Source organism: Microbacterium sp. MEC084 (assembly GCF_004514465.2).
Classification (GTDB): Bacteria; Actinomycetota; Actinomycetes; order Actinomycetales; family Microbacteriaceae; genus Microbacterium.
The window spans coordinates 1-20,169 of the sequence record NZ_MYFP02000015.1 but is presented as its reverse complement, the minus strand read 5'-3'; the positions used below and the strand labels follow the sequence as shown (position 1 = coordinate 20,169).

Here is a 20,169-nt window from a genome sequence, read left to right as displayed (position 1 = left end):
GAACCCCTCACCAGGCCGATCCGAACAGGGGCAGCGAGAGACCCAGCAGCTCGCCGAACACGACGTAGGTCACGACGCCGAGCACGGCGCCGATGATCAGGGCCTTCCACCAGGACCGTGCGCCCAGCGCGAGCGACGCGCCCGCGAACAGGATCGTCACCGCGACGGGCCAGCCCGCATACGGGATCGTGACGATCAGGGACGCGAACGACAGCACCACCAGCAGCACGGTGCGCCAGGACGTCGGCGCGTCGTGGTCGAGATCCTCGCTGTCCTCGGGGGCGCCGACGTCGCCGCGCAGCACCGCGATGGCCGCCGCGACCGAGGTGATCAGCATGAGGGCGTTGATCACGTAGGGCAGCACGCGCGCGCCCAGCACGTTCGACGAGCCGACCGGCTCCCGGATGGTCCCCGTCATGACGAGGGCGACGATCGAGAACACGAGGATGACGCCGATGAAGCCGAGCTCACCCCACCTGCGTGCGCGGGGCACCGCGGCCGAAGCGGCCGCGGTGCCCGTCGTGATCGGAGGCTCGATCATCACTCGATGATCCCCAGTGTGCGCAGCGTGTCCTGCGTCGTGGCGATGTCCTCCTCGAGGAACGACGAGAAGTCGTCGCCCGTGAGGAAGGCGTCGGTCCATCCGTTCGTCTCGAGGGTCTCGGTCCACTCCTCGGTCTCGTGGAGGTCGGTGACGAGGCCGACGAGCGCCTCCTTCTGCGCGTCCTCGATGCCGCCGGGCGCGATCAGGCCGCGCCAGTTCGTCAGCGTGATGTCCACGCCCTGCTCCTGCAGGGTCGGGACGTCCGGGAGCAGCGCCGCGGGCTCCGCCGACGAGACGGCCAGCGCCTTCAGCTCCCCCGCCTTGATCTGCTCGGCGAACTCGCCGACGCCCGAGATGCCGGCCGCGACCTGGCCGCTCAGGAGCAGGGTCACGGCCTCGCCGCCACCCGCGTTCGCGATGTAGTTGAGCGAGCCGACGACGTCCTCGACGCCGGCGTCCTCGAGCAGCTGCGCCGCGAGGATGTTGTCGATGCCGCCCGAGGAGCCGCCCGTGATGGGCAGTGACGCGCCCTGCTCGGCCCAGTCGGACAGGAAGTCGTCGAGCGTGTCGTACTCGCTGTCACCGGGGACGACCAGCACGAGCGGCTCCTCCGTGAGGCGCGCGATCGGCGTCATGTCCTCGATGCGGTTCTCGGACTGGTTGGTCTCGACCGCGCCGACCATGACGCTGCCGGTGATCATCAGGGTGTTCGGGTCGGTCTCGGTCGCGAGCGACGCGAGGCCGATGGTGCCGCCGGCGCCGCCGATGTTCGTGACCGGCGCGGACGACACCAGCCCGGCAGAGGTGAGGGCCTCGGCGGCCGCGCGCGCGGTCTGGTCCCAGCCGCCGCCCGGGTCGGCGGGGGCGATGACCGACACGCTCTGGATGGCGGCCGGCTCCTCGCCGCCGCCTCCCGCGGTGCCGCCGCCGGCACCGGAGCACGCGGTCAGGGCGAGCGCCGCGGCGCCGAGGAACGCGCCGGCGATGAGGCGGGCGGGCGTACGGGTGTGCTGTGTCATGGGCTCCTCCTCGAGTCCAGTCCTGTGTCGCGCGGCGTCGACGCCGCGAGCGGGATGTCCGGAGCCTAGGGCGGTCGCCGGGGCCTGCGCGGCTTGCGTTCGCAACGGGGACTTTCGGTCGTTTCGGTCCCCCGGCCGCCCGGGTCCGGTCGCGGCGCGCTCGCCTACGATGGGCCGCGTGATGAAGGCGATGACGCTCCGCACGCAGCTCGTGCTGCTGCAGGTCGTCATCGTGCTCGCGGTCGTGCTCACCGTCGGACTCGCCGCCCTCTGGACGCAGGAGCGGCAGATCCGCGAGGCATCCCAGGAGCGCATGATCGCGGTCGCCCAGTCGGTCGCGCAGCTTCCCACGATCCTGGAGGCGTACGACGATCCGGATCCCTCCGCCGTGATCCAGCCGATCGCCGAGCTGATCCGCGACGCCTCGGACGTCGCGTACGTCGTCGTCACGGACGACGAGGGCATCCGGTACTCGCACCCGAACCCCGACCTGATCGGCGAGGTCGTGTCGACGGATCCGAGCGTCGCGCTGTCGGGAGAGATGTACGTGGGAACGCAGACCGGCACCCTCGGCGAGTCCTGGCGCGTCAAGGTCCCGGTGTTCGACGGCGACGGCGAGGTCATGGGCCAGGTGTCGGTCGGCATCCTGGAGTCGGACCTGCGCGCGGACTTCCTGGCCGACATGACTGGCTTCCTGCTGGCGCTCGGCGCGGCCACCGTGATCGGCGTCGTCGCCGCGACGGGCGTGGCGCGCATGGTGCGGCGGCGCATCTACGGTCTGGAGCCGGACGAGATCCGCGGGCTGCTGGAGACCCGCGAGGCGACGCTGCACGGCATCCGGGAGGGCCTCGTGGCTTTCGACGACGACGGGCGGGTGTCGCTGTGCAACGATGCCGCGGCGCGCCTGCTCGGGCTGGAATCGCCGGCGGACGCGATCGGAGTGGCGGCCGCCGACCTGCTCGAGGACGACCTCGCCGGGCTGCTGGACGAGGTGAGGGCGGGCGAGGCGCCGCAGCGGCTCGTGCTGTCGGGCGAGCGGGTGCTCGTCGCCCGGGCCGCGCCCGTGCGGGTGCACGGCCGCGACGTGGGCACCGTGGTGATCCTGCTCGACCGCACGGAGCTGGATCGCGCGCTGCAGGAGCTCGCGGGCGCGCAGAGCCTCACCGAGGGCCTCCGGGCGCAGCAGCACGAGTTCGCCAACACGCTGCACACGCTCGGCGGGCTGATCGAGCTCGGCGAGACCGACGCCGCCATGCGGGTGATCGAGCGCAGCGGCGACGGCGGGGCCATCACGCGAGTGGATGCCCACGACGGCATACACGACATCGAGCTCGCCGCCCTGCTGCTCGCGAAGCGGGCACGCGCACGCGAGCTCGGCGTCGCGCTGGCCGTCACGAGCGACTCGTACCTCTCGCACGGCTGCGGCGACGGCGGAGATCTCGTGACGGTGGTGGGCAACCTCCTCGACAACGCCATGGACGCCGCCGGCCGCGGCGGCACCGTGACGCTCCGGATCCGAGGCGGGGACGAGCGGATCGACATCGTGGTGGACGACGACGGGCCGGGCGTGCCGGAGGACCGGAGGCGCGACGTATTCTCTCTCGGGTATTCGACCAAGGACCGCGGCGGACGTCGCGGATACGGGCTCACGCTCGTCGCGCGCATCGTGGAGCGGCTGGGCGGCACGGTGGAGGTGGGCGGCTCCCCCGCGGGCGGCGCGCGCTTCGTCGTGGCGCTGCCGGCGAGCGGATCTCCCGCGCCCGCCCGTCGCGAGGAGGCGCTGTCGTGACGCGGCTGCGGGCGCTCATCGTCGAGGACGACTTCGCGGTGGCGCACGTCACGCGGGGCTTCGTCGAGCGCCATCCGCGGTACGAGGTCGTGGGCGTCGCGTCGACAGGCACGGAGGCGCTGCGCGCGCTCGCCGAGCTGGAGCCCGACGTCATGCTGCTCGACGTGTACCTGCCGGACATCTCCGGCGTCACGGTGCTGGGGCGGGCGCGCGCGGCCGGGTCGCGCGTCGAGGTGATCGCGGTGACCGCCGCCCGCGACCTCGAGACGGTCCGGCTCGCGCGCGCCCACGGCGTGCACCACTACCTCGTGAAGCCCTTCCCCATGCAGGCCCTGCACGAGCGGCTCGACGACGTCTGGAGGGCGCACGAGCGCGATGCCGCGCTGGTCGCCGGCGCTCCGCTGGACCAGTCCGCGGTCGATGCGCTGCTGCGCCGGGACGCGCTCGCGTCCGCAGGTCAGCGCAAGGGCGTCTCCCCGCTCACGCTGGAGCGCGTCGCCGAGGCGCTCGAGGCGCAGACCGAACCCGTATCGGCCGCCGAGCTGGGCGAGAGCCTGGGGATGTCGCGGGTCAGCGCCCGCCGCTATCTCGAGCGGCTGGTCGAGGCCGGGCTCGCCGCCCGCGAGCCGCGCTACGGCCACGCCGGCCGGCCCGAGCTCCTCTACTCCGCTCGCCGCTGAGCGCGGCCACCCCGCTGCTCGAGATCACATCCGCTCCGTCCCCGTCACATCGGGCGCGCGAGATCACACGCGGACGGATGTCCTCTCGCCGGATGGATGTGATCTCGGTGCCGAGATCGCGGGCTCTCCACAGAGTGGGGCATCCGGATCCCGTCCAGGCGTGCGCGCGTAGCCTTGTATGGTGAGCGAGCCCGCCGAACTCCCCCGCCGACGCGCGAGCGTCGAGGTGCTGCGCGCCGAGGCCGCGGACGAGCTCGCGACGCTCATCCACGAGCGGCTGCGCGGCGGCGAGGACCCCTGGGAGTTCATGGAGGACCTGCCGACGGTCGACGAGCTCGTCGTCTTCACCCTCCGCGCGGAGCACATCGAGGCGGATGGCGGCCTGCGCCCCACGGCGGCCCGCAATCAGCGCCTGCTGCGCCTGATCGCGGCCGAGTACCCGGAGCTGACCCGCGCGGTCTGGCGCCTGATCGGCCAGGAGAACACGCACCGCCGCTGGGATGCGGTCGTCCGCGTCGTCGACGGGCGCTGATCCGTCGCACGGGGAACGACGAAGCCCCGGCGCGGGGCCGGGGCTTCGTGGGGTGCGGGTCCTTACTTGAGGAACTCCGCGAGGTCCTGCTCGAGCGCGAACTTCGGCTTGGCGCCGATGATCGTGGTGGCGACCTCGCCGTTCTTGAAGACCTTCATGGCCGGGATCGACGTGATCTGGTACTTCATGGCCAGATCCGGGTTCTCGTCGACGTTGAGCTTGAGGATCGTGATCTTGTCGGGGTTCTCGGCCTGGATTTCGTCGAGCACCGGCGCGACCATGCGGCACGGGCCGCACCACGCGGCCCAGAAGTCGACGAGCACGGGGCCGTCGGCCTGCAGGACGTCCTGCTCGAACGTGGCCGAGGTGGTGGCCTTGGCGGTCATGTGGATCTCCTTCGGTGGGAAGTGCGTCTTCACCCGCAACGCGGGAGGGGCTGTGGTTGTTCCGCGGCCTCTCAGGCCTCGACGAGCTGGTCCTCGGCGGGGGCCGGCTCGCCGGCGTCGCCCAGCGACGCCAGGAAGTGCTCGGCGTCCAGCGCGGCGACCGTCCCGCTCGCCGCGGCCGTGACGGCCTGGCGGTAGGTCGGGTCGATGACGTCGCCCGCCGCGAACACGCCCGGGGCCGACGTGCGCGAGGTGCGGCCGATCACGGCGATCGTGCCCTCGGGCGTCAGCTCGAGCTGGTCGTGCACGAGGTGCGTGCGCGGGTCGTTGCCGATCGCGACGAACAGACCCTCGAGCGCCAGGTCGCGCGTCTCGCCCGTGACGGTGTCGCGCAGCGTGACGCCCTCGACGGCCGACTCGCCCAGGATGTCGGCGACCTCGGCGTTCCAGATGAACTCGATCTTCTCGTTCGCCAGGGCGCGCTGCTGCATGATCTTGGAGGCCTTGAGCGTGTCGCGGCGGTGGATCACGTAGACCTTCGAGGCGAACTTGGTGAGGAAGGTCGCCTCCTCCATGGCCGAGTCGCCGCCGCCGACGACCGCGATGGTCTTCTCGCGGAAGAAGAAGCCGTCGCACGTGGCGCACCACGAGACGCCGTGGCCGGACAGGCGCTCCTCGCCCGGGAGGCCCAGCTTGCGGTAGGCCGAGCCGGTCGCGAAGATCACGGCCTGCGCCTCCTCGACGGCGCCGCTGCCGAGCGTGACCTTCTTGACGTCGCCCGACAGGTCGAGCTCCGTCACGTCGTCGTAGCGGATCTCGGCGCCGAACTTCTCGGCCTGCTCCTGCATCTTCTGCATGAGCTCGGGGCCCATGATGCCCTCGGGGAACCCTGGGAAGTTCTCGACCTCGGTGGTGTTCATCAGCTCACCGCCCACCTCGACCGAGCTGGCCACGACGAGGGGGCTCAGGTTCGCCCGGGCCGCATAGATCGCGGCGGTGAATCCGGCCGGACCCGATCCGATGATGATGAGCTGTCGCACGAGGCCTCCAGGGTGTGATGTCGGGCGGGGTTCCGACTGCCACAACACATGGTACGCGCGGGCTATTCCATAGACCAAAATCTATCGATACGAGTCGCAGCCCCCGGTCGTGTGCGGGCGACCGGGGGCTGCGGGTGTGTGCGGGTCAGCGGCGATCGTGGGTCGCGTGCGCCGCGCGGCGACCCAGCAGGACGCCCAGCGCGATCATCGCGGCGGCCAGCACGAAGTGCAGCCAGTCGTCGGCGGTGTTCAGCGGCACGAAGTTGGCCGCGTGCTCGTCCGGCACGAGCAGTCCGTACAGCCAGAGCAGCGCGTAGACGGCGCCGCCCCAGATGAGGAACTGCTTGGCTCCGCCGAACGTGCGGGCGGCCAGGACGCCGACCACTCCGTAGAGCAGGTGCACGATGTTGTGCAGGATCGACACCTGGAAGACCCCCATCAGCATCGCGTGCGACTCGTGGCCCGCGAACTGGAGGCTCTCGACGTCCTGCGTCAGCCCGGGGATGAACCCGCCGAGCCCGACGATGAAGAAGACGATCCCGAAGACCAAGGCCGCCTTCTGCACGGGCGTCTCCGCGAAGCGCCGCGTGGTGTGGTGGGTGGTGCTCATGTCCGACCTCGCTCTCTGCTGTGTCCCCCGGCCCTCTCGCCGGGGGACACAGCAGAGAACCACGAGCCCTGAGTGCACTAATAGAGGCTTGACGCGGTGCCCGTCGGGGTGCGATGTGCGCGGTTCAGCCCGCGAACAGCGGCATCACCGAGGAGATCGTCTGGACGAGCGCGTACGCGAGCGGGATGCCCACGATCAGCCACGAGAGCACCAGTCGCATCGTCTGTCCGCGCTGCTCCGGCGCGTCGGCCGGGATCTCGGTCCTGGTCATCGGCCCTCCTCCTCGTCGTCGATCGTCGTCGCCGCGCTCCGTGCGGCGGCTCCCGCATGGGCCACGGCGGGCGGCTCGGCCGTCGCGGCGGGCGCCGGCTCGTGGAACCGGGCCGCCACGGGGCGCACCAGCAGATTCGCGACGAAGCCGACCGCGAGCACGCCGACCATGGTCAGGAGGGCCGGACGGTAGTCCGCCGCGACGAGCTGACCCGGCTCGCCCTGCGCGTCCAGGAATCCGTTGATGATCAGCGGCCCCGCGATGCCGGCCGCTGACCAGGCCGTGAGCAGGCGCCCGTGGATGGCGCCCACCTGGAACGTGCCGAACAGGTCGCGCAGGTACGCCGGGATGGTCGCGAACCCGCCGCCGTAGAACGACAGGATGACCGCCGCCAGCGCGACGAACAGCAGCGTGCTGCTCGCCCCCGCGAGCGCGAGCAGCGTGTACAGCACGACGCCCACGCCGAGGTAGACCATGTAGATCGGCTTGCGTCCGATGAAGTCGCTGGTCGACGACCACACGAAGCGCCCGGCCATGTTGAACAGCGACAGCAGGGCCACGAAGCCCGCCGCCGTGGTCGCCGTCACGAGCGACGCCTCGCCGGTGCGGAAGAAGTCCTGGATCATCGGGCTCGCCTGCTCGAGGATCCCGATCCCCGCCGTCACGTTGCAGAACAGCACGATCCACAGCAGCCAGAACTGCGGCGTCCGGATCGCGTTGCGCGCCGAGACGTGCGCGGTGGTGACGAGAGGCTTGCTCTTGATGCTGGCGGGATCCCATCCGGCCGGCCTCCAGTCGGGGGCGGGTGTGCGCACGTTGAAGACGCCGATCATCATGACGAGGAAGTACACGATGCCGAGCGTCAGGAACAGCATCGCGACGGCCGATCCGGAGGCGACCGACGTCGAATCGGCCGGGTCGTACGCCGGGTCGTACAGCGACATCAGCTGCCGCGAGACCGGGGAGGCGACCAGCGCGCCGCCGCCGAAGCCCATGATGGCCATGCCGGTCGCGAGCCCCGGCCGGTCGGGGAACCACTTGATCAGCGTCGACACCGGCGAGATGTAGCCGATGCCGAGGCCGATGCCCCCGATCACGCCGTAGCCCAGGTACACGAGCCACAGCTGCGACGTCGCGATGCCGAGCGCCCCGATCAGGAACCCCGATGCCCAGAAGCACGCCGACGTGAACATCGCCTTGCGCGGGCCGACCCTCTCGACCCAGGTGCCGAGCAGGGCCGCCGAGACCCCCAGCATGACGATGGCGATCGAGAAGATGATCCCGATCGCCGTGAGCGAGGTGTCGAAGTGCGCGACCAGCGCGTTCTTGTAGACGCTCGTCGCGTAGGCCTGCCCTATGCAGAGGTGGATGGCCAGCGCCGCCGGGGGGATGAGCCATCGGCTGTATCCGGGCGGGGCGATGGTGTGCTGCCTGTCCAGGAACGACACGTGACGGTACCCCCTCGTACTCGTGGTCATGCTCCGGCGCGGTGCGCACGGTGTCTCGCACGCTAACGAGGGGCCGGGTGCCTCACAAGGGCATGGATGCCCGCGCCATCCCGGTCAGTGGGAGCGCTCCCGGGCTGTGCGGGTCAGCGGCCGAGGAGGCGGCCGAAGAGGCCCGCGGCGGTGCGCAGCTCCGGCGTGCGGAACACCGCCAGGACCGCGACGTAGATCACGAGGGCGACCAGCCCGACCACCCCGGTCCCGACCGCTCCGAGCAGCTTGCCCGGCATCCCGTCCACGCCGTCGGCTGCCATCCATCCCGCGTGCCCACCGGCGAGCAGGTACACACCGAACGCCGCGGCGCCGGCGGGGATCGCCGCCAGAGTGAAACGGGTGAGCGCCCAGAGGGACCGGCCCATGCCGAGCGGTCCGAGCCGGCGGCGCAGCAGCCAGACCGCGAGCACGGCCTGCGCGATGCTCGAGATCGACTGGCCCAGCGCGACGGCCGCGGTCAGGAGATCCTCGGCGACGACGAGCGGCATCAGCAGCGCGAGGCCGATGGCGATCGCGGCCTGGAACACCGTGAAGAAGAACGGCGTGCGGGTGTCGCCGTACGCGTAGAACGTCCGCTGCACCACGAACTGCACGGCCAGCGGCACCAGGCACACGAGGAATCCGATGAGCACGGGAGCGGCGGCCAGCGCCTCTCCCGCGCTGCCCGTGAAGATGCGCGACGCGGGCACCGCCGCGACGATCAGCGCCACCGCCGCGATCACGACCAGGAGGCCCAGCGAGCGGACGCTGCGCTGGATGTCGCCGCGCACCTCGTCGTCTCGCCCGGCGGACGCGTGCTCCGACAGCTGCGTGAAGTACGGGGTGCCGATCGACATCACGATGATCGAGTACGGGAGCATGAAGACGAGCCAGGCGTTGAACCAGACCGTCGCCGAGGCCTCGTCTCCCGAGGCCGCCGAGATCACCTGCTGCTGCACGGTCGAGACCACGAGTCCCACGAGCAGCATCGCGAAGCTCCAGCCGGCGAGCGAGCGGATCTCGCCGAGCCCCATGCCGCGCCAGTCGAAGTCGGGCCGGAGGTGCAGGCCCGTCCGGCGCCAGAACACCGCGAGGACGACCGTCTGCGCCACGATGCCGGCGGTGGCCACGCCGCCGAGGACCGCGATCATCGCGGGATCCCAGTCGCCGACCGCGTTGCGCTCGCCGCCGAACACGGCGATGAAGACCGCGAACCCCACGATCGACACGATGTTGTTGACGATCGGCGCCCACGCGTACGGGCCGAAGACGCGGCGTGCGTTCAGGGTCTCGCCGATGAGCGCGAACATGCCGTAGAAGAACACCTGCGGCAGGCACCAGTACGCGAACGCCGTGCCGAGCGCGATCTGGTCGGGCGTGTAGTCGGCGCCGAAGAGCCGGATGAGCCATGGCGCCGCCAGCATCGCGAGCGCCGTCACCACGAGGAGCACGACCGTGCCGAGCGTGAACAGCTTGGAGAGGTGCTCGCGACCGCCGTCCTCGCGGCCGCTCCACTTCACCACCTGGGGGACCAGCACGGCCGTGATGAGGCCGGCCGAGATCACCTGGAACACGTAGTTCGGGAGCTGGTTGGCGATCGTGAACGCGTCGGACGCGTGCCCGAAGGCGCCGATCGCGGCGACGAGCACGGTGGTGCGGATCAGGCCGGTCACGCGCGAGACGAGCGTGCCGGCCGCGATCATGGCGCTCGCGCGTCCGAGGCTATGCATCCGGTCCCTTCGAGGGGTCGTCGTCGGTCTCGGCGGGCGTCGCGCGGCGCCGGCGCAGCACGGTGCGCACGATGCCCGTGCCGATCAGGCCGACGACGAGGGCGACGAGCACGATGATGCCGATGCGCTCCCAGTCGGCGCGCACCGTGACCTCCACGGTCTGCACGGGGCCGATCAGCTCGCCCTCGGGGCTCAGCAGGCTGAGCTCGATGTCCACGTCGCCGTTGCCGACCCGCGCCTCGACCGGGACCTCGATCGTCGTGCTGCTGCTGGGCTGTGCCACGACCTGCGTGAACTCGACCACGTCCAGGCGCGGATCGTCCGGGCGGGCGACGAGCGTGACCGTCACCTCGTACGGGAGGTCGTTCCGGATCCAGACGGGCAGGTTCGCGCCCGCGCTGATCAGCTGGACCGTGGCGGGGGGCTCGATGCCCACGGCGTTCGCGCGCTCTCCGGTGCGCTCGCGGAAGGCCGCGACCGCGTCCTCCCACGCCGAGCGCTCGCCGTCCCAGCCGACGGAGAGCACGTGCAGCGCCTCGGCGCGCACCTGGCCCGTGAGCAGGGTCGGGTCCTCGAGCACCGTGGCCGTGCGGGCGATGCGCTTCTCGGACTCCATGGTCTCGGTGACGAAGGCCGCCCGGCTCTCGTCCGCGGACGGCTCGGCCGGCGTGACGGCCGCCGGCGCGGCGTCGAGCAGCTGCGGCAGGCGCTGCGCGTCGATCGCGGCGCTGCCCGTCACGACGTCCACGGCCGCGCTGAGCCGATCGACGAGGTCGGCCGCGGCGTCGTCCGCGCCGTCCTCGTCGGTCAGCCCGGCCCCGCGGTCGAGCGCGACGAGGAGCGGCGCATCCCCCGCCTGCTCGCCCGCGAACCACAGCTCCGCGCTCGCCGCGACCGCGGCGGCGTCCCGCGCGGGCTCGCCGGTCGCCCCGGCCACGTCGTCGAGCGCCGCGGTGACGCCCGCGTCGTAGATCAGCAGGCCGTCGCCGCGGGCCGGCACCGCGGATCCGTCGGCACCCTGCGTCGTCGCGTCGGACGGGACGAGCGCGATCGCGTCGGGATCCGGCGTCCGCAGCGCGTCGAGGACGCCGGGACCCACGGCCCCGGGCATGGGCCAGTGGATCGAGGGCTCGGCGTCGCCGATGTCGAGCAGCGCGTCGAGGTCGAGCTCCTCCTCCGGCTCGGACGCCCCTGCGACCGTCTCGGTCGGCGTGGGCGTCGGATCCGGCTGCGGGGGCGCCGCGAGGTACGCCTCGAGCGAGATCGGCGACAGCGGCGTCTCGAGACCGGCCTGCAGCTGGGCCGCGACGTCGGCGTCCGCGAACTGCAGCGCGAAGCGGTCGTTCGGCATGACCATGAGGCGGTCGAGCCACTCCACGGCGCTCTCGGGTGCCGTGTCCCGCAGCGCCCGGATCGCCGCCGGGATCGCGGGATCGATCGCGAGGATCGCCTCGGTGCCCGCGACCGCGTCGAGCTGGGCGGTGAGCGCGCCCTCGGGCGCGGTGAGCTCCGCGAGCTGCTCGGCCCCGAGCAGACCCGACGACTGCGGCGCGGCCGTGATGGGGACGACCAGGCCGACCGGCTCGGTCTCTTCCTCGATCACGACCACGCTCTCGGCCGTCGCGTCGCCGAGCTGGGCCCGGATCGGGTACACGCCGGGCCGCAGCCCCTCGAGCGCCTCGTGGTCGGCGGGAACGGCGATCCCGACCGTGTCCTGCGCCCCGGGGGCGAGGTCCTCGGCCGGCGCCGTGCCCGCGGGCGTCAGCGTGACGCCCTGGGTCGTCCCGTCGAGCCACGCGCGCAGCTGCGTGCGGTCCGCGAGGGGCGTGCGGCCGATCGAGAGGGTCGCGGTGGCGCCCTCGATCGGCTCCGTCGAGGCGTTCTCGACCGTGAGCGTCGTGGTCAGCGAGGCCCCGGGCCGCAGGAATCCCTGCGCGGCGGGCGCGAGCGTGAGATCGGCCGTCGGCTCGTCCGGCTCGACCGCCGCGTGGGCGGGCGCCGCGCAGGCCAGCCCGAGGAGCACGGCGAACGCCGCCGCGGGGAGAGGGGCGAGCGGCCGTCTGCGGGGTGCGGCCTGGCGCCGGGGGAGGTCCGTCGTCATATGCGTGTGGATCGCATCCCGGATGTCGCCGGCGGGTCTCGCCGCCGGACCGGGTCGCGGATCCTCTCGATTCTACGGAGGCGCCTGTGTGCATCCCGGATGCGCCGCGACTCGGCGAGGCGGTCGGGCCTCAGCCGCTCGCGCGCGCCACCAGGCGGGTCGGGATGACGGTGCGCTCGGGCACGGGACGGCCCTCGAGCCGGTCGATCAGCAGGGCGACGGCGGCGTCGCCGAGTGCGTCGAAGTCCTGCGCGACCGTGGTGAGCGGCGGCTGGTAGTCGGCCGCGTCGACCACGTCGTCGAAGCCGATCACCGCGACATCCGGGCGGCCGGCCTCGCGCAGCGCCCGCAGCAGGCCCAGCGCCATCTGGTCGTTCCCGGCGAACACGGCGGTGACCTCGGGGTCGGCGGCCAGCGCGACACCGCGCTCGTAGCCGGAGCGCGCCGACCAGTCGCCGCGGAGCGGCTCGGGTGCCGGGGCGCCGAGCGCCTCGCGCCAGCCGCGTTCTCGCTCGTCCGCGGCATACGAGCCCGCGGGGCCCGCGAGGTGGTGCACCGTGGCGTGACCCGCATCCCGGAGGCGGGCGACGGCGGCGGCCGCTCCCCCGGCGTGGTCCGACTCGATCGCGATCAGGCTGGGCGCCGGGGCCGAGTCGACGGCGACCAGCGGGAAGGCGGCGGCACCGGCGGCCCGCACGGTCGGCGTCGCCTCGTTGAGCGCGATCGCGCCGTCGACGCGGTGATCCGACAGCGCGGCGAACGCCGCCTGCGCCGATCCGGGTGTGTCGTCCGCGAGGGTCAGGACCAGCACGGCGTGGTCGCGCGCGGCCCCGGCCGCGACCACGGCCTCGAGCACGCGGGCGTTGCCGACCGTGGCGAGGGTGCGGACGAGGACGCCGATCGTGCGCGTGCGGCCGGTGCGCAGCGCGCGGGCGGCCCGGTTGGGGCGGTAGCCGAGCTCGGCCATGGCGGCCTCGACCCGCGCGCGGGTGGTGGGGTCCACGTTGGCGGCGCCGTTGGCCACGCGGGACACCGTCTGCCCCGAGACGCCCGCGAGCCGCGCGACGTCGGCGGCCGACACGCTGCGCGCCATCCTGCTCTCCTTCGATCGAAACCTCGTGTACCGCCTCTCGGCGTTCTGCCTCTATCATGCATGTTGACGTCAACATGCGCCGCATCTCCCGAAGGATCCCCATGACGCACACCCCCGACCTGCCCGCGACGGAGCTGGGCGCCGGCGTCGTGCGCCGCCCGGCCCGCCTCGCCGACGGCCGCGAGCTGATCTACTACGACGACCCCGGCACGACCCTGCCGCCCGAGCGCCGCGTCGACGAGCGCGAGCTCGACCCGCGCCCCGCGACGGCGACCATGCGCCGGGACGTGCTGACCGGCGACTGGATCTCGGTGGCGGCCGCGCGCCAGAACCGCGCGCACCTGCCCCCGGCCGACCTGGACCCGCTGGCGCCCCAGACGCCGACGAACCCGTCGGAACTGCCGTCGTCGTACGACGTCGCGGTGTTCGAGAACCGCTCGCCCTCCTTCGGCCCCGCGCTGGACGAGGCGTTCGGCGACGCTCCCGCGGCGGAGGACGCTCCGCGCGGCCTGGACGACCTGAACGCCCCCGGCCTCGGCCGTTCGCGCACCTCGGTCGGCCGCTGCGAGGTCGTGTGCTTCAGCCCGGAGCGCACCGGCTCGTTCGGCACGCAGTCGGTCACGCGCGCGCGCACCGTGATCGAGGCCTGGGCCGACCGCACGGCCGCGCTGTCGGCGCTGCCCGGCGTGCGACAGGTGTTCGTGTTCGAGAACCGCGGCGAAGAGATCGGCGTCACGCTGCAGCACCCGCACGGCCAGATCTACGCCTACCCCTACGTCACGCCGCGCACGCAGCTGCTGCTGGCGTCGATCGAGCGCGAGGGCGCGGACCTGTTCGACCGCATCATCGAGTTCGAGTCGGCGGGACCCCGCGTCGTCCTCGAGGGCGAGCACTGGATCGGCTACGTGCCGTTCGCCGCGCGCTGGCCCGTCGAGGTGCACCTCGCGCCGCGCCGCCACGCGGCCGACTTCGCCGAGCTCACGGCCGAGGAGCGCGACGAGCTCGCGCCGCTCTACCTGCGCCTGCTGCGCGGTGTCGACGCCCTGTACACGACGCCGACCCCGTACATCGCGGCGTGGCACCAGGCACCGGTCGAGGTCGGCCGCGACAGCGCCCGCCTGCACCTGCAGCTCACGTCGCCGCGTCGCGCGGCCGACAAGCTCAAGTTCCTCGCGGGCTCGGAGGCCGCGATGGGCGCGTGGATCGGCGACGTGCCGCCCGAGCAGTCCGCGGAGCGCCTGCGCATCGCGATCGCCGAGGCCGACCAGGCCGCGGGGGTCGGCGCGTGACCGCCCTCGTCCAGGCTCAGGAGCTCTTCGCCCGGGTCGCCGGATCCCCCGCCGCCGGCGTGTGGTCGTCGGCCGGCCGCGCGAACCTGATCGGCGAGCACACCGACTACAACGAGGGCTTCGTGCTGCCCTTCGCGATCCAGCACCGCACCTACGCCGCCGCGGCCACGCGCGGCGACGGCGTGGTCCGCGTGGTGTCGACGTTCGCCGAGCAGCCGGTCGAGCTGCCCGTCGCCGAGCTCGCCGCGACGTTCGACGGCCCCGCCGGTCACGCGGTGACGGGCGGCGTCGTGCCCGAGTGGGCCGCGTACGCGCTGGGCGTGGCCTGGGCCGCGCTCGCCGCATCCGGGCGCGCCGCGGCGGACGTGCCGGGCGTCGACATCGCGATCGCGTCGGATGTCCCGATCGGCGCCGGACTGTCGTCGTCGGCGGCGATCGAGGGCGCCGTGGCCTCGGCGCTCGACGAGCTGTGGGGCCTCGGCCTCGCGCCCCTCGACATGGCGCGCGTCGGGCGCCGCGCCGAGAACGAGGCGGTCGGCGCCCCCACCGGGATCATGGACCAGGTCTCGTCGATCATGGGCCGCGCGGACGCCGCGACGTTCCTCGACTGCCGCAGCCTCGAGACCCAGTCGGTCGACCTCGGCTTCGCGCGCGAGGGGCTCTCGCTCCTCGTGATCGACACGCGTGTCAAGCACTCGCACTCGACCGGCGGCTACCGCGAGCGCCGCGAGGCGTGCGAGCGGGGCGCGGCCGCCATGGGCGTGCCCGCGCTGCGCGACGTCACCGTCGCGGACCTGGATCGCGCGCGCGAGCTCCTCGACGACGTGACGTTCCGCCGCATCCGGCACATCGTCACCGAGAACCAGCGCGTGCTCGACACGGTCGAGACTCTGCGCGCTCAGGGGCCGCGCGCCATCGGCGACCTGCTGGTCGCCTCGCACGTCTCGATGCGGGACGACTTCCAGATCTCGGTGCCCGAGCTCGACACGGCCGTGGAGACCGCGCTCGCCGAGGGCGCGGTCGGCGCCCGCATGACGGGCGGCGGCTTCGGCGGAGCGGCGATCGCGCTCGTGGACGAGGCGCGCGTCGACGCCGTGGCCGAGGCCGCGGCAGCCGCGTTCGCGGACCGCGGCTTCGCCGCTCCCCATGCCTTCACGGTCGTGCCCTCGGAGGGTGCACGCCGCGACGTCTGACGCCCCCGGCACGCGAGGAGGGACCCGGCCGCCGGCCGGGTCCCTCCTCGTCTGCGCGGGCTACGCCGTCAGCTCGGGCGTGACGTCCTGCGACGCGGTCATGGAGCGCTGGACCTCGATCTTGCGCGGCTTGGCCTTCTCGCTGATCGGGATGAGCACGCTCAGCACGCCGTTGTCGTAGGTCGCCGAGATTCCGGCCGTGTCGATGCCCTGCCCCAGGTTGAGCTGGCGCAGGTACGAGCCCGTGGCGCGCTCGCGGGTGATCCACTTCACGCCCTCGGCGCTGCGGGCGGTTCGCTCGGCGCGGATGGTGAGCAGCTGGCCGTCCACGTCGATGTCGACGCTGCCCGGGTCGATGCCCGGCAGGTCGGCGCTCAGGACGTAGTGGTCGCCGTCGCGGTACAGGTCCATCGGCATCAGCCGCGGACCCTGCCGGTCGAACAGCTGCTCGGCCACGCGGTCGAACTCACGGAACGGGTCGAAGAACATCGCCATCGTGATTCCTCCTCCTGTCTGCTCGTGGCGATTCAGACCTGAGTCATGAGGACTCAATTCCGTTTTAGCACTCTCGGGGTGAGAGTGCAAGATCCGTTTTCTGCCCCTTCCATGTCTCAGTTCGGCGCGGAATCCGGGGGCGATTCCGCGCGGAACTGAGACACGGCACGGGGTTGAATGGGACCGTGACCCCGAACCCCGATGCCGCCCTGTGCTCCGCGCTCGCCAGCGACCTGGCGGCCGCGCGCTTCCGCTCGGAGGCGCTGCGCGCCGCGTGGGGCGTCGAGGCCGACGACGCGATCGGGCGCGGCCTGAGGGTCCCGGCGCTGCGCGCGCTCGGCGGCAGGTCGGATGCGCTCGCGACGCTCGGACGGCTGCTGGTGCTCGGCATCGCGCAGCCCTTGCCGGCGGTGGATGCGGCGCTGCCGCGCCTCGGCGCCCGCGGCCTCCAGTCGCTCGGCCTGGCCGAGGTCGCGGGCGATGCGGTCGAGCCGCGCGCGATCGTCCGGCCCCAGTCGTACCTCGACAGCGAGGGAGCGGGCGAGTGGTGGTTCGCGAGCGACCTGGACGAGCTCGCGATCGGCGGCGGGGCGCTCGCCGAGGACCACGTGCTCGGCGTCGGCGGGGCCTCGCTCACGCTGGCCGGCCTGCAGCTGCCGACGCCCGCGCGGCGCGTGCTCGACCTCGGCACCGGGTGCGGCGTGCAGGCGCTGCGCGCCCTGCGGTACGCCGACTCCGCGGTCGCGACGGACCTCTCCGAGCGCGCGCTCGCGTTCGCGCGCCTGAACGCGCTGCTCAACGCCGAGGGCGGTCGGGTGGAGACCCGGCACGGCAGCCTCATCGATCCGGTCGCGGGCGAGACGTTCGACCGGGTCGTCTCCAATCCGCCGTTCGTGATCACGCCGCGCGCCCTGGGCGTGCCGGACTACGAGTACCGCGACGGCGGGATGGTCGGGGATGCGCTGGTCGAGAAGGTGATCGCCGGCGTCGGCGCCGTCCTCGAGCCCGGCGGCGTCGCCCAGCTGCTGGGCAACTGGGAGACCCGCGGCGGCGTCGACGGGCTCGACCGCGTGCGCGCGTGGATCGAGTCGTCGGATGTCCCGCTGGACGCCTGGGTCGTCGAGCGCGAGCAGCTCGATCCCATCCAGTACGCGGAGATGTGGATCCGCGACGGCGGGACGGTGCCGGGCTCCGCGCGGCACGACGCGCTGCTGGGCGCCTGGCTGGACGACTTCGCCGAGCGCGGCGTGAGCGCGATCGGCTTCGGGTACGTGCTGCTGCGACGGGCGGCGGATGAGCCGACCCTCGCGCGATACGAGCGCGTGCCCCAGCCGATCCCGTCGGAGGGCGGCCTCGGCATCCACCTCGCGGAGGCCCTCGCCGCGCACGACCGGCTCGTCGCGATGGACGACGACGCGCTCGCCGAGGCCACGCTCCGCACCGCCCCGGACGTCACGGAGGCGCGGCATCACCTGCCGGGCGTCGCGGATCCGCAGGTGATCGAGCTGCGGCAGGGCGGCGGGTTCGGCCGTGCGCTGCAGGCCGACCCGGGGCTCGCCGCCCTGGTGGGCGCGTGCGACGGCGACCTGCCGGTGGGCCCGCTGATCGCGGCGATCGCGGACCTGCTCGAGGTCGACGGCGCGGCGCTGCGGGCCGAGCTGCTGCCGCGCGTGCGGGAGCTGATCGTGGACGGGTTCCTGCGGCTGTCCTGAGGCGGATCAGCCGGCGGCGACAAGCGCGACGGCGACCGCGCACGCCGCGAGGCCGACCGCCTGGCCGCGGTGGATGCGCTCGCGCAGGACGAGCGCGGCGAGGATCACGGTCGCGGCCGGGTAGAGCGCCGAGATGACCGAGACCACGGTCAGCAGGCCGTGCTGGGTCGCGAACAGGAAGAAGGTCAGCGCCGTGGCGCCGAGCACTCCGGGGAGCAGCGCGAGCCCCGCGCGGCGCGAAGGCAGCGCGATCCCCGCCCGCACGAGAAGGACGCCGGCCGCGAGCACGACGACCGCGACGAGCATCGCGAGCGCGTTGGGCCAGAGTCCCGCCTCCTCCCGGAACTGGCCGATCGCCGCGAAGGCCGTGCCGAATCCGAGGCCGGCGAGGACGCCGTCCCGGATCGACGCGGCGGTGCCGGTCCGAGACGCAGCGTGCGCCGGGGGCACCCGCGCGACGAGCCAGATCGCGACGAGCCCGACCGCGATGCCGCCCCACACGAGCGGCGCGGGCCGCTCGCCGCCGGCGACGCCGGCCACCACGGGCACGGCCGCGCTGACGACGGCCGAGATCGGCGCGACCACGCTCATCCGGCCCGCCGCGAGCCCGCGGTAGAGGAACGCGGTGCCGAGGGCGGATCCGGTGCCGGCCAGCGCGGCCCACGCGAGGTCGACCGGAGCCGGGGCGCCGCCGATCGCGAGCGCAGCGGCGCCCGCCGCGAGGAGCGCTCCGATCTGCCCCCACAGCGCGATGGTCCAGGGGCTGTCGCGCTTGGAGAGCACGCCGCCCAGGAAGTCGGACAGCCCGTACGCGGCCGCGCTCGCCAGGGCGAGCAGGACGGCCGTCACGGCCGCAGCAGCGACTTGATCGCGCGGCGCTCGTCCATGGCGGCGTAGGCCTCGGCGACCTCCGCCATCGGCAGGGTCAGGTCGAACACGCGGCCGGGGTCGATCGCGCCCGACAGCACCTCGGGCAGCAGCTCGTCGACGTAGTTCCGGACGGGGGCCACTCCCCCGCGCACGCCCACGTTGCTGCTGAACATCGTGCGGACGGGCAGCTCCGGGCCGCCGTGAGGAACGCCCACGAACCCGACCTGGCCGCCCGGACGCGCCGAGCGCAGGGCCTGGTCCATCGACTCCTTCGTGCCGACGCACTCGAGCACCGCGTCGGGCCCGATGCCGTCGAACAGGTCCTTGACCGCCGCGATGCCCTCGTCGCCGCGCTGCTCCAGCACGTCGGTCGCCCCGAACGCCCGCGCGAGCGCCTGCCGCGGCTCGTGCCGCGACATCGCGACGATCCGCTCGGCGCCGAGCCGCGCCGCCGCGAGCACGCCGCTCAGGCCCACGGCGCCGTCGCCGACGACCGCGACCGTGGATCCCGGCCGCACCCCGGCCGAGACGGCGGCGTGATGCCCCGTGAGCATGACGTCGGAGAGCGACAGCAGACCGGGGACGAGCGCGTCGTCGGGCATGCCGCCCGGCACCACCGTGAGGGAGCCGTCGGCGTGCGGCACGCGCACGTACTCGCCCTGGCCGCCGTCGGTCGGGTGGCCCGCGTGGTCCGAGCCGCCCCACCATCCGATCTCGAGGCATGACGTGCTGAAGCCGTTGCGGCAGTTGGCGCACGTCATGTCGCAGTCGTAGAACGGCGCGATCACGAAGTCCCCGGGCGAGACGCGGGTGACGTCGGCGCCGACCTCCTCGACAACGCCGACGAACTCGTGGCCGATGCGCACGGGACGGGCCGGCGCCTCGGTCACGCCGCGGTAGCGCCACAGGTCCGAGCCGCACACGCAGGCCGCGACGACGCGGACGATCGCGTTGCCGGGGTCCACGATGACGGGGTCGGGCACCTCCTCGAAGCGGACGTCGCCGGGCCCGTGGAAGACAGTCGCGCGCATGGCATCAGGCTAGGGCGTGTCTGGCAAATAGATCGGCGGTGTGCTGAGAGCCTGTGATGTCGCGGTTTCAGATGCTCTCGGATGCTCAGTGGTCGTTGATCGAGGAGATGCTGCCGCGCCCGACCGGGCGCAAGGGGCGGCCGTTCGCGGACGCCAGGCTGATGGTCGAGGGCATCGTCTACCGGTATCGGTGCGGCATCGCGTGGCGGGATCTTCCCGACGTGTTCGGGCCGTGGCAGACGGTGTGGACGTGGCATCACCGCCTGGCAATTGAGGGAACGTGGGACAAGGTGCTCGCCAAGCTCA

General features: G+C 73.1%; 20 protein-coding genes. 7 read left to right on the top strand and 13 right to left on the bottom strand.

Translation table 11 applies throughout. The features are described from left to right. Nucleotides 1–7: 7 nt before the first annotated feature. Together B5M43_RS11715 and B5M43_RS11710 are read right to left on the bottom strand one after the other, a co-directional pair. Nucleotides 8–541, bottom strand: coding sequence for a tripartite tricarboxylate transporter TctB family protein (locus B5M43_RS11715; RefSeq protein ID WP_055988796.1), 534 nt, complete (start codon nt 539–541; stop codon nt 8–10). Then, nucleotides 541–1,563 (bottom strand): tripartite tricarboxylate transporter substrate binding protein, encoded by a 1,023-nt coding sequence (locus tag B5M43_RS11710; RefSeq protein WP_055988760.1) that lies wholly within the window; start codon nt 1,561–1,563, stop codon nt 541–543. The genes B5M43_RS11715 and B5M43_RS11710 overlap by 1 nt, the downstream gene beginning before the upstream one ends. A 181-nt stretch (nt 1,564–1,744) precedes the next feature. Here B5M43_RS11710 and B5M43_RS11705 point away from each other — a divergent pair, with 181 nt between their 5' ends. From B5M43_RS11705 to B5M43_RS11695, 3 genes are all read left to right on the top strand, one after another. Next, a complete protein-coding gene (locus tag B5M43_RS11705) occupies nt 1,745–3,352 on the top strand; it encodes a sensor histidine kinase (protein ID WP_055988795.1) in 1,608 nt (535 codons plus the stop codon). Then, on the top strand, nt 3,349–4,032 hold the full coding sequence (locus B5M43_RS11700) for a response regulator (protein WP_134746595.1): 684 nt from the start codon (nt 3,349–3,351) through the stop codon (nt 4,030–4,032). The genes B5M43_RS11705 and B5M43_RS11700 overlap by 4 nt, the downstream gene beginning before the upstream one ends. Nucleotides 4,033–4,213: 181 nt before the next feature. Further along, a complete protein-coding gene (locus B5M43_RS11695; protein ID WP_374198166.1) occupies nt 4,214–4,564 on the top strand; it encodes a tryptophan synthase subunit alpha in 351 nt (116 codons plus the stop codon). A gap of 62 nt (nt 4,565–4,626) precedes the next feature. Here the strand turns inward: B5M43_RS11695 and trxA are convergent, their stop codons facing one another. The 8 genes from trxA to B5M43_RS11655 form a co-directional block, all read right to left on the bottom strand. Continuing rightward, on the bottom strand, nt 4,627–4,950 hold the full coding sequence (gene trxA, locus B5M43_RS11690) for a thioredoxin (protein WP_055988757.1): 324 nt from the start codon (nt 4,948–4,950) through the stop codon (nt 4,627–4,629). A gap of 71 nt (nt 4,951–5,021) precedes the next feature. Continuing rightward, a complete protein-coding gene (gene trxB / locus B5M43_RS11685) occupies nt 5,022–5,990 on the bottom strand; it encodes a thioredoxin-disulfide reductase (RefSeq protein WP_134746593.1) in 969 nt (322 codons plus the stop codon). 145 nt (nt 5,991–6,135) lie between these two features. After that, on the bottom strand, nt 6,136–6,600 hold the full coding sequence (locus B5M43_RS11680) for a DUF4383 domain-containing protein (RefSeq protein WP_134746591.1): 465 nt from the start codon (nt 6,598–6,600) through the stop codon (nt 6,136–6,138). Nucleotides 6,601–6,724: 124 nt separating this feature from the next. Continuing rightward, nucleotides 6,725–6,871 carry a hypothetical protein gene (locus B5M43_RS11675; protein ID WP_156377092.1) on the bottom strand — a complete coding sequence of 49 codons (147 nt, stop codon included), beginning with the start codon at nt 6,869–6,871 and terminating at the stop codon, nt 6,725–6,727. Beyond that, complete coding sequence (locus B5M43_RS11670) at nt 6,868–8,319, bottom strand: OFA family MFS transporter (protein ID WP_200941054.1); 1,452 nt, start codon at nt 8,317–8,319, stop codon at nt 6,868–6,870. Before B5M43_RS11670 ends, B5M43_RS11675 begins: the two co-directional genes overlap by 4 nt. Nucleotides 8,320–8,462: 143 nt before the next feature. Then, nucleotides 8,463–10,079, bottom strand: a complete 1,617-nt coding sequence (gene murJ / locus B5M43_RS11665; protein ID WP_134746589.1) for a murein biosynthesis integral membrane protein MurJ — start codon at nt 10,077–10,079, stop codon at nt 8,463–8,465. Beyond that, entirely contained in the window at nt 10,072–12,180 is a 2,109-nt protein-coding gene (locus B5M43_RS11660; protein ID WP_167626804.1) for a DUF6049 family protein, read from the bottom strand. Before B5M43_RS11660 ends, murJ begins: the two co-directional genes overlap by 8 nt. Before the next feature lie 130 nt (nt 12,181–12,310). Beyond that, nucleotides 12,311–13,273, bottom strand: a complete 963-nt coding sequence (locus B5M43_RS11655; protein ID WP_134746587.1) for a LacI family DNA-binding transcriptional regulator — start codon at nt 13,271–13,273, stop codon at nt 12,311–12,313. A gap of 101 nt (nt 13,274–13,374) precedes the next feature. Between B5M43_RS11655 and galT the strand changes: the two genes are divergently transcribed. Next, a complete protein-coding gene (gene galT, locus B5M43_RS11650; protein ID WP_134746585.1) occupies nt 13,375–14,562 on the top strand; it encodes a galactose-1-phosphate uridylyltransferase in 1,188 nt (395 codons plus the stop codon). Next, complete coding sequence (gene galK / locus B5M43_RS11645; protein ID WP_134746583.1) at nt 14,559–15,755, top strand: galactokinase; 1,197 nt, start codon at nt 14,559–14,561, stop codon at nt 15,753–15,755. The genes galT and galK overlap by 4 nt, the downstream gene beginning before the upstream one ends. Before the next feature lie 60 nt (nt 15,756–15,815). Here galK and B5M43_RS11640 read toward each other — a convergent pair whose 3' ends face one another. Next, on the bottom strand, nt 15,816–16,250 hold the full coding sequence (locus B5M43_RS11640; RefSeq protein ID WP_055988749.1) for an Hsp20/alpha crystallin family protein: 435 nt from the start codon (nt 16,248–16,250) through the stop codon (nt 15,816–15,818). 185 nt (nt 16,251–16,435) lie between these two features. Here B5M43_RS11640 and B5M43_RS11635 point away from each other — a divergent pair, with 185 nt between their 5' ends. Continuing rightward, the gene (locus B5M43_RS11635; protein WP_134746581.1) at nt 16,436–17,962 is read left to right on the top strand and encodes a methyltransferase; all 1,527 of its coding nucleotides are present in this window, start codon (nt 16,436–16,438) and stop codon (nt 17,960–17,962) included. Nucleotides 17,963–17,968: 6 nt separating this feature from the next. Here B5M43_RS11635 and B5M43_RS11630 read toward each other — a convergent pair whose 3' ends face one another. Further along, entirely contained in the window at nt 17,969–18,811 is an 843-nt protein-coding gene (locus B5M43_RS11630) for an EamA family transporter (RefSeq protein ID WP_134746579.1), read from the bottom strand. After that, nucleotides 18,808–19,863: a zinc-dependent alcohol dehydrogenase family protein gene (locus tag B5M43_RS11625; RefSeq protein WP_055988747.1), complete on the bottom strand. Its 1,056-nt coding sequence runs from the start codon at nt 19,861–19,863 to the stop codon at nt 18,808–18,810. The genes B5M43_RS11630 and B5M43_RS11625 overlap by 4 nt, the downstream gene beginning before the upstream one ends. 56 nt (nt 19,864–19,919) lie before the next feature. Between B5M43_RS11625 and B5M43_RS11620 the strand changes: the two genes are divergently transcribed. Continuing rightward, nucleotides 19,920–20,169 (top strand): transposase (locus tag B5M43_RS11620; protein ID WP_230668003.1); only part of this gene is annotated, 250 nt, incomplete at its 3' end.

Excerpts from the sequence above, each read along its gene's own strand:
- trxA (WP_055988757.1), bottom strand. The coding sequence starts at position 4,950 with ATGACCGCCAAGGCCACCACCTCGGCCACGTTCGAGCAGGACGTCCTG.
- B5M43_RS11625 (WP_055988747.1), bottom strand. The coding sequence starts at position 19,863 with ATGCGCGCGACTGTCTTCCACGGGCCCGGCGACGTCCGCTTCGAGGAG.
- B5M43_RS11705 (WP_055988795.1), top strand. The coding sequence starts at position 1,745 with ATGAAGGCGATGACGCTCCGCACGCAGCTCGTGCTGCTGCAGGTCGTC.
- B5M43_RS11710 (WP_055988760.1), bottom strand. The coding sequence starts at position 1,563 with ATGACACAGCACACCCGTACGCCCGCCCGCCTCATCGCCGGCGCGTTC.
- murJ (WP_134746589.1), bottom strand. The coding sequence starts at position 10,079 with ATGCATAGCCTCGGACGCGCGAGCGCCATGATCGCGGCCGGCACGCTC.
- B5M43_RS11680 (WP_134746591.1), bottom strand. The coding sequence starts at position 6,600 with ATGAGCACCACCCACCACACCACGCGGCGCTTCGCGGAGACGCCCGTG.
- B5M43_RS11675 (WP_156377092.1), bottom strand. The coding sequence starts at position 6,871 with ATGACCAGGACCGAGATCCCGGCCGACGCGCCGGAGCAGCGCGGACAG.
- B5M43_RS11660 (WP_167626804.1), bottom strand. The coding sequence starts at position 12,180 with ATGACGACGGACCTCCCCCGGCGCCAGGCCGCACCCCGCAGACGGCCG.
- B5M43_RS11655 (WP_134746587.1), bottom strand. The coding sequence starts at position 13,273 with ATGGCGCGCAGCGTGTCGGCCGCCGACGTCGCGCGGCTCGCGGGCGTC.
- B5M43_RS11715 (WP_055988796.1), bottom strand. The coding sequence starts at position 541 with ATGATCGAGCCTCCGATCACGACGGGCACCGCGGCCGCTTCGGCCGCG.
- B5M43_RS11640 (WP_055988749.1), bottom strand. The coding sequence starts at position 16,250 with ATGGCGATGTTCTTCGACCCGTTCCGTGAGTTCGACCGCGTGGCCGAG.
- galT (WP_134746585.1), top strand. The coding sequence starts at position 13,375 with ATGACGCACACCCCCGACCTGCCCGCGACGGAGCTGGGCGCCGGCGTC.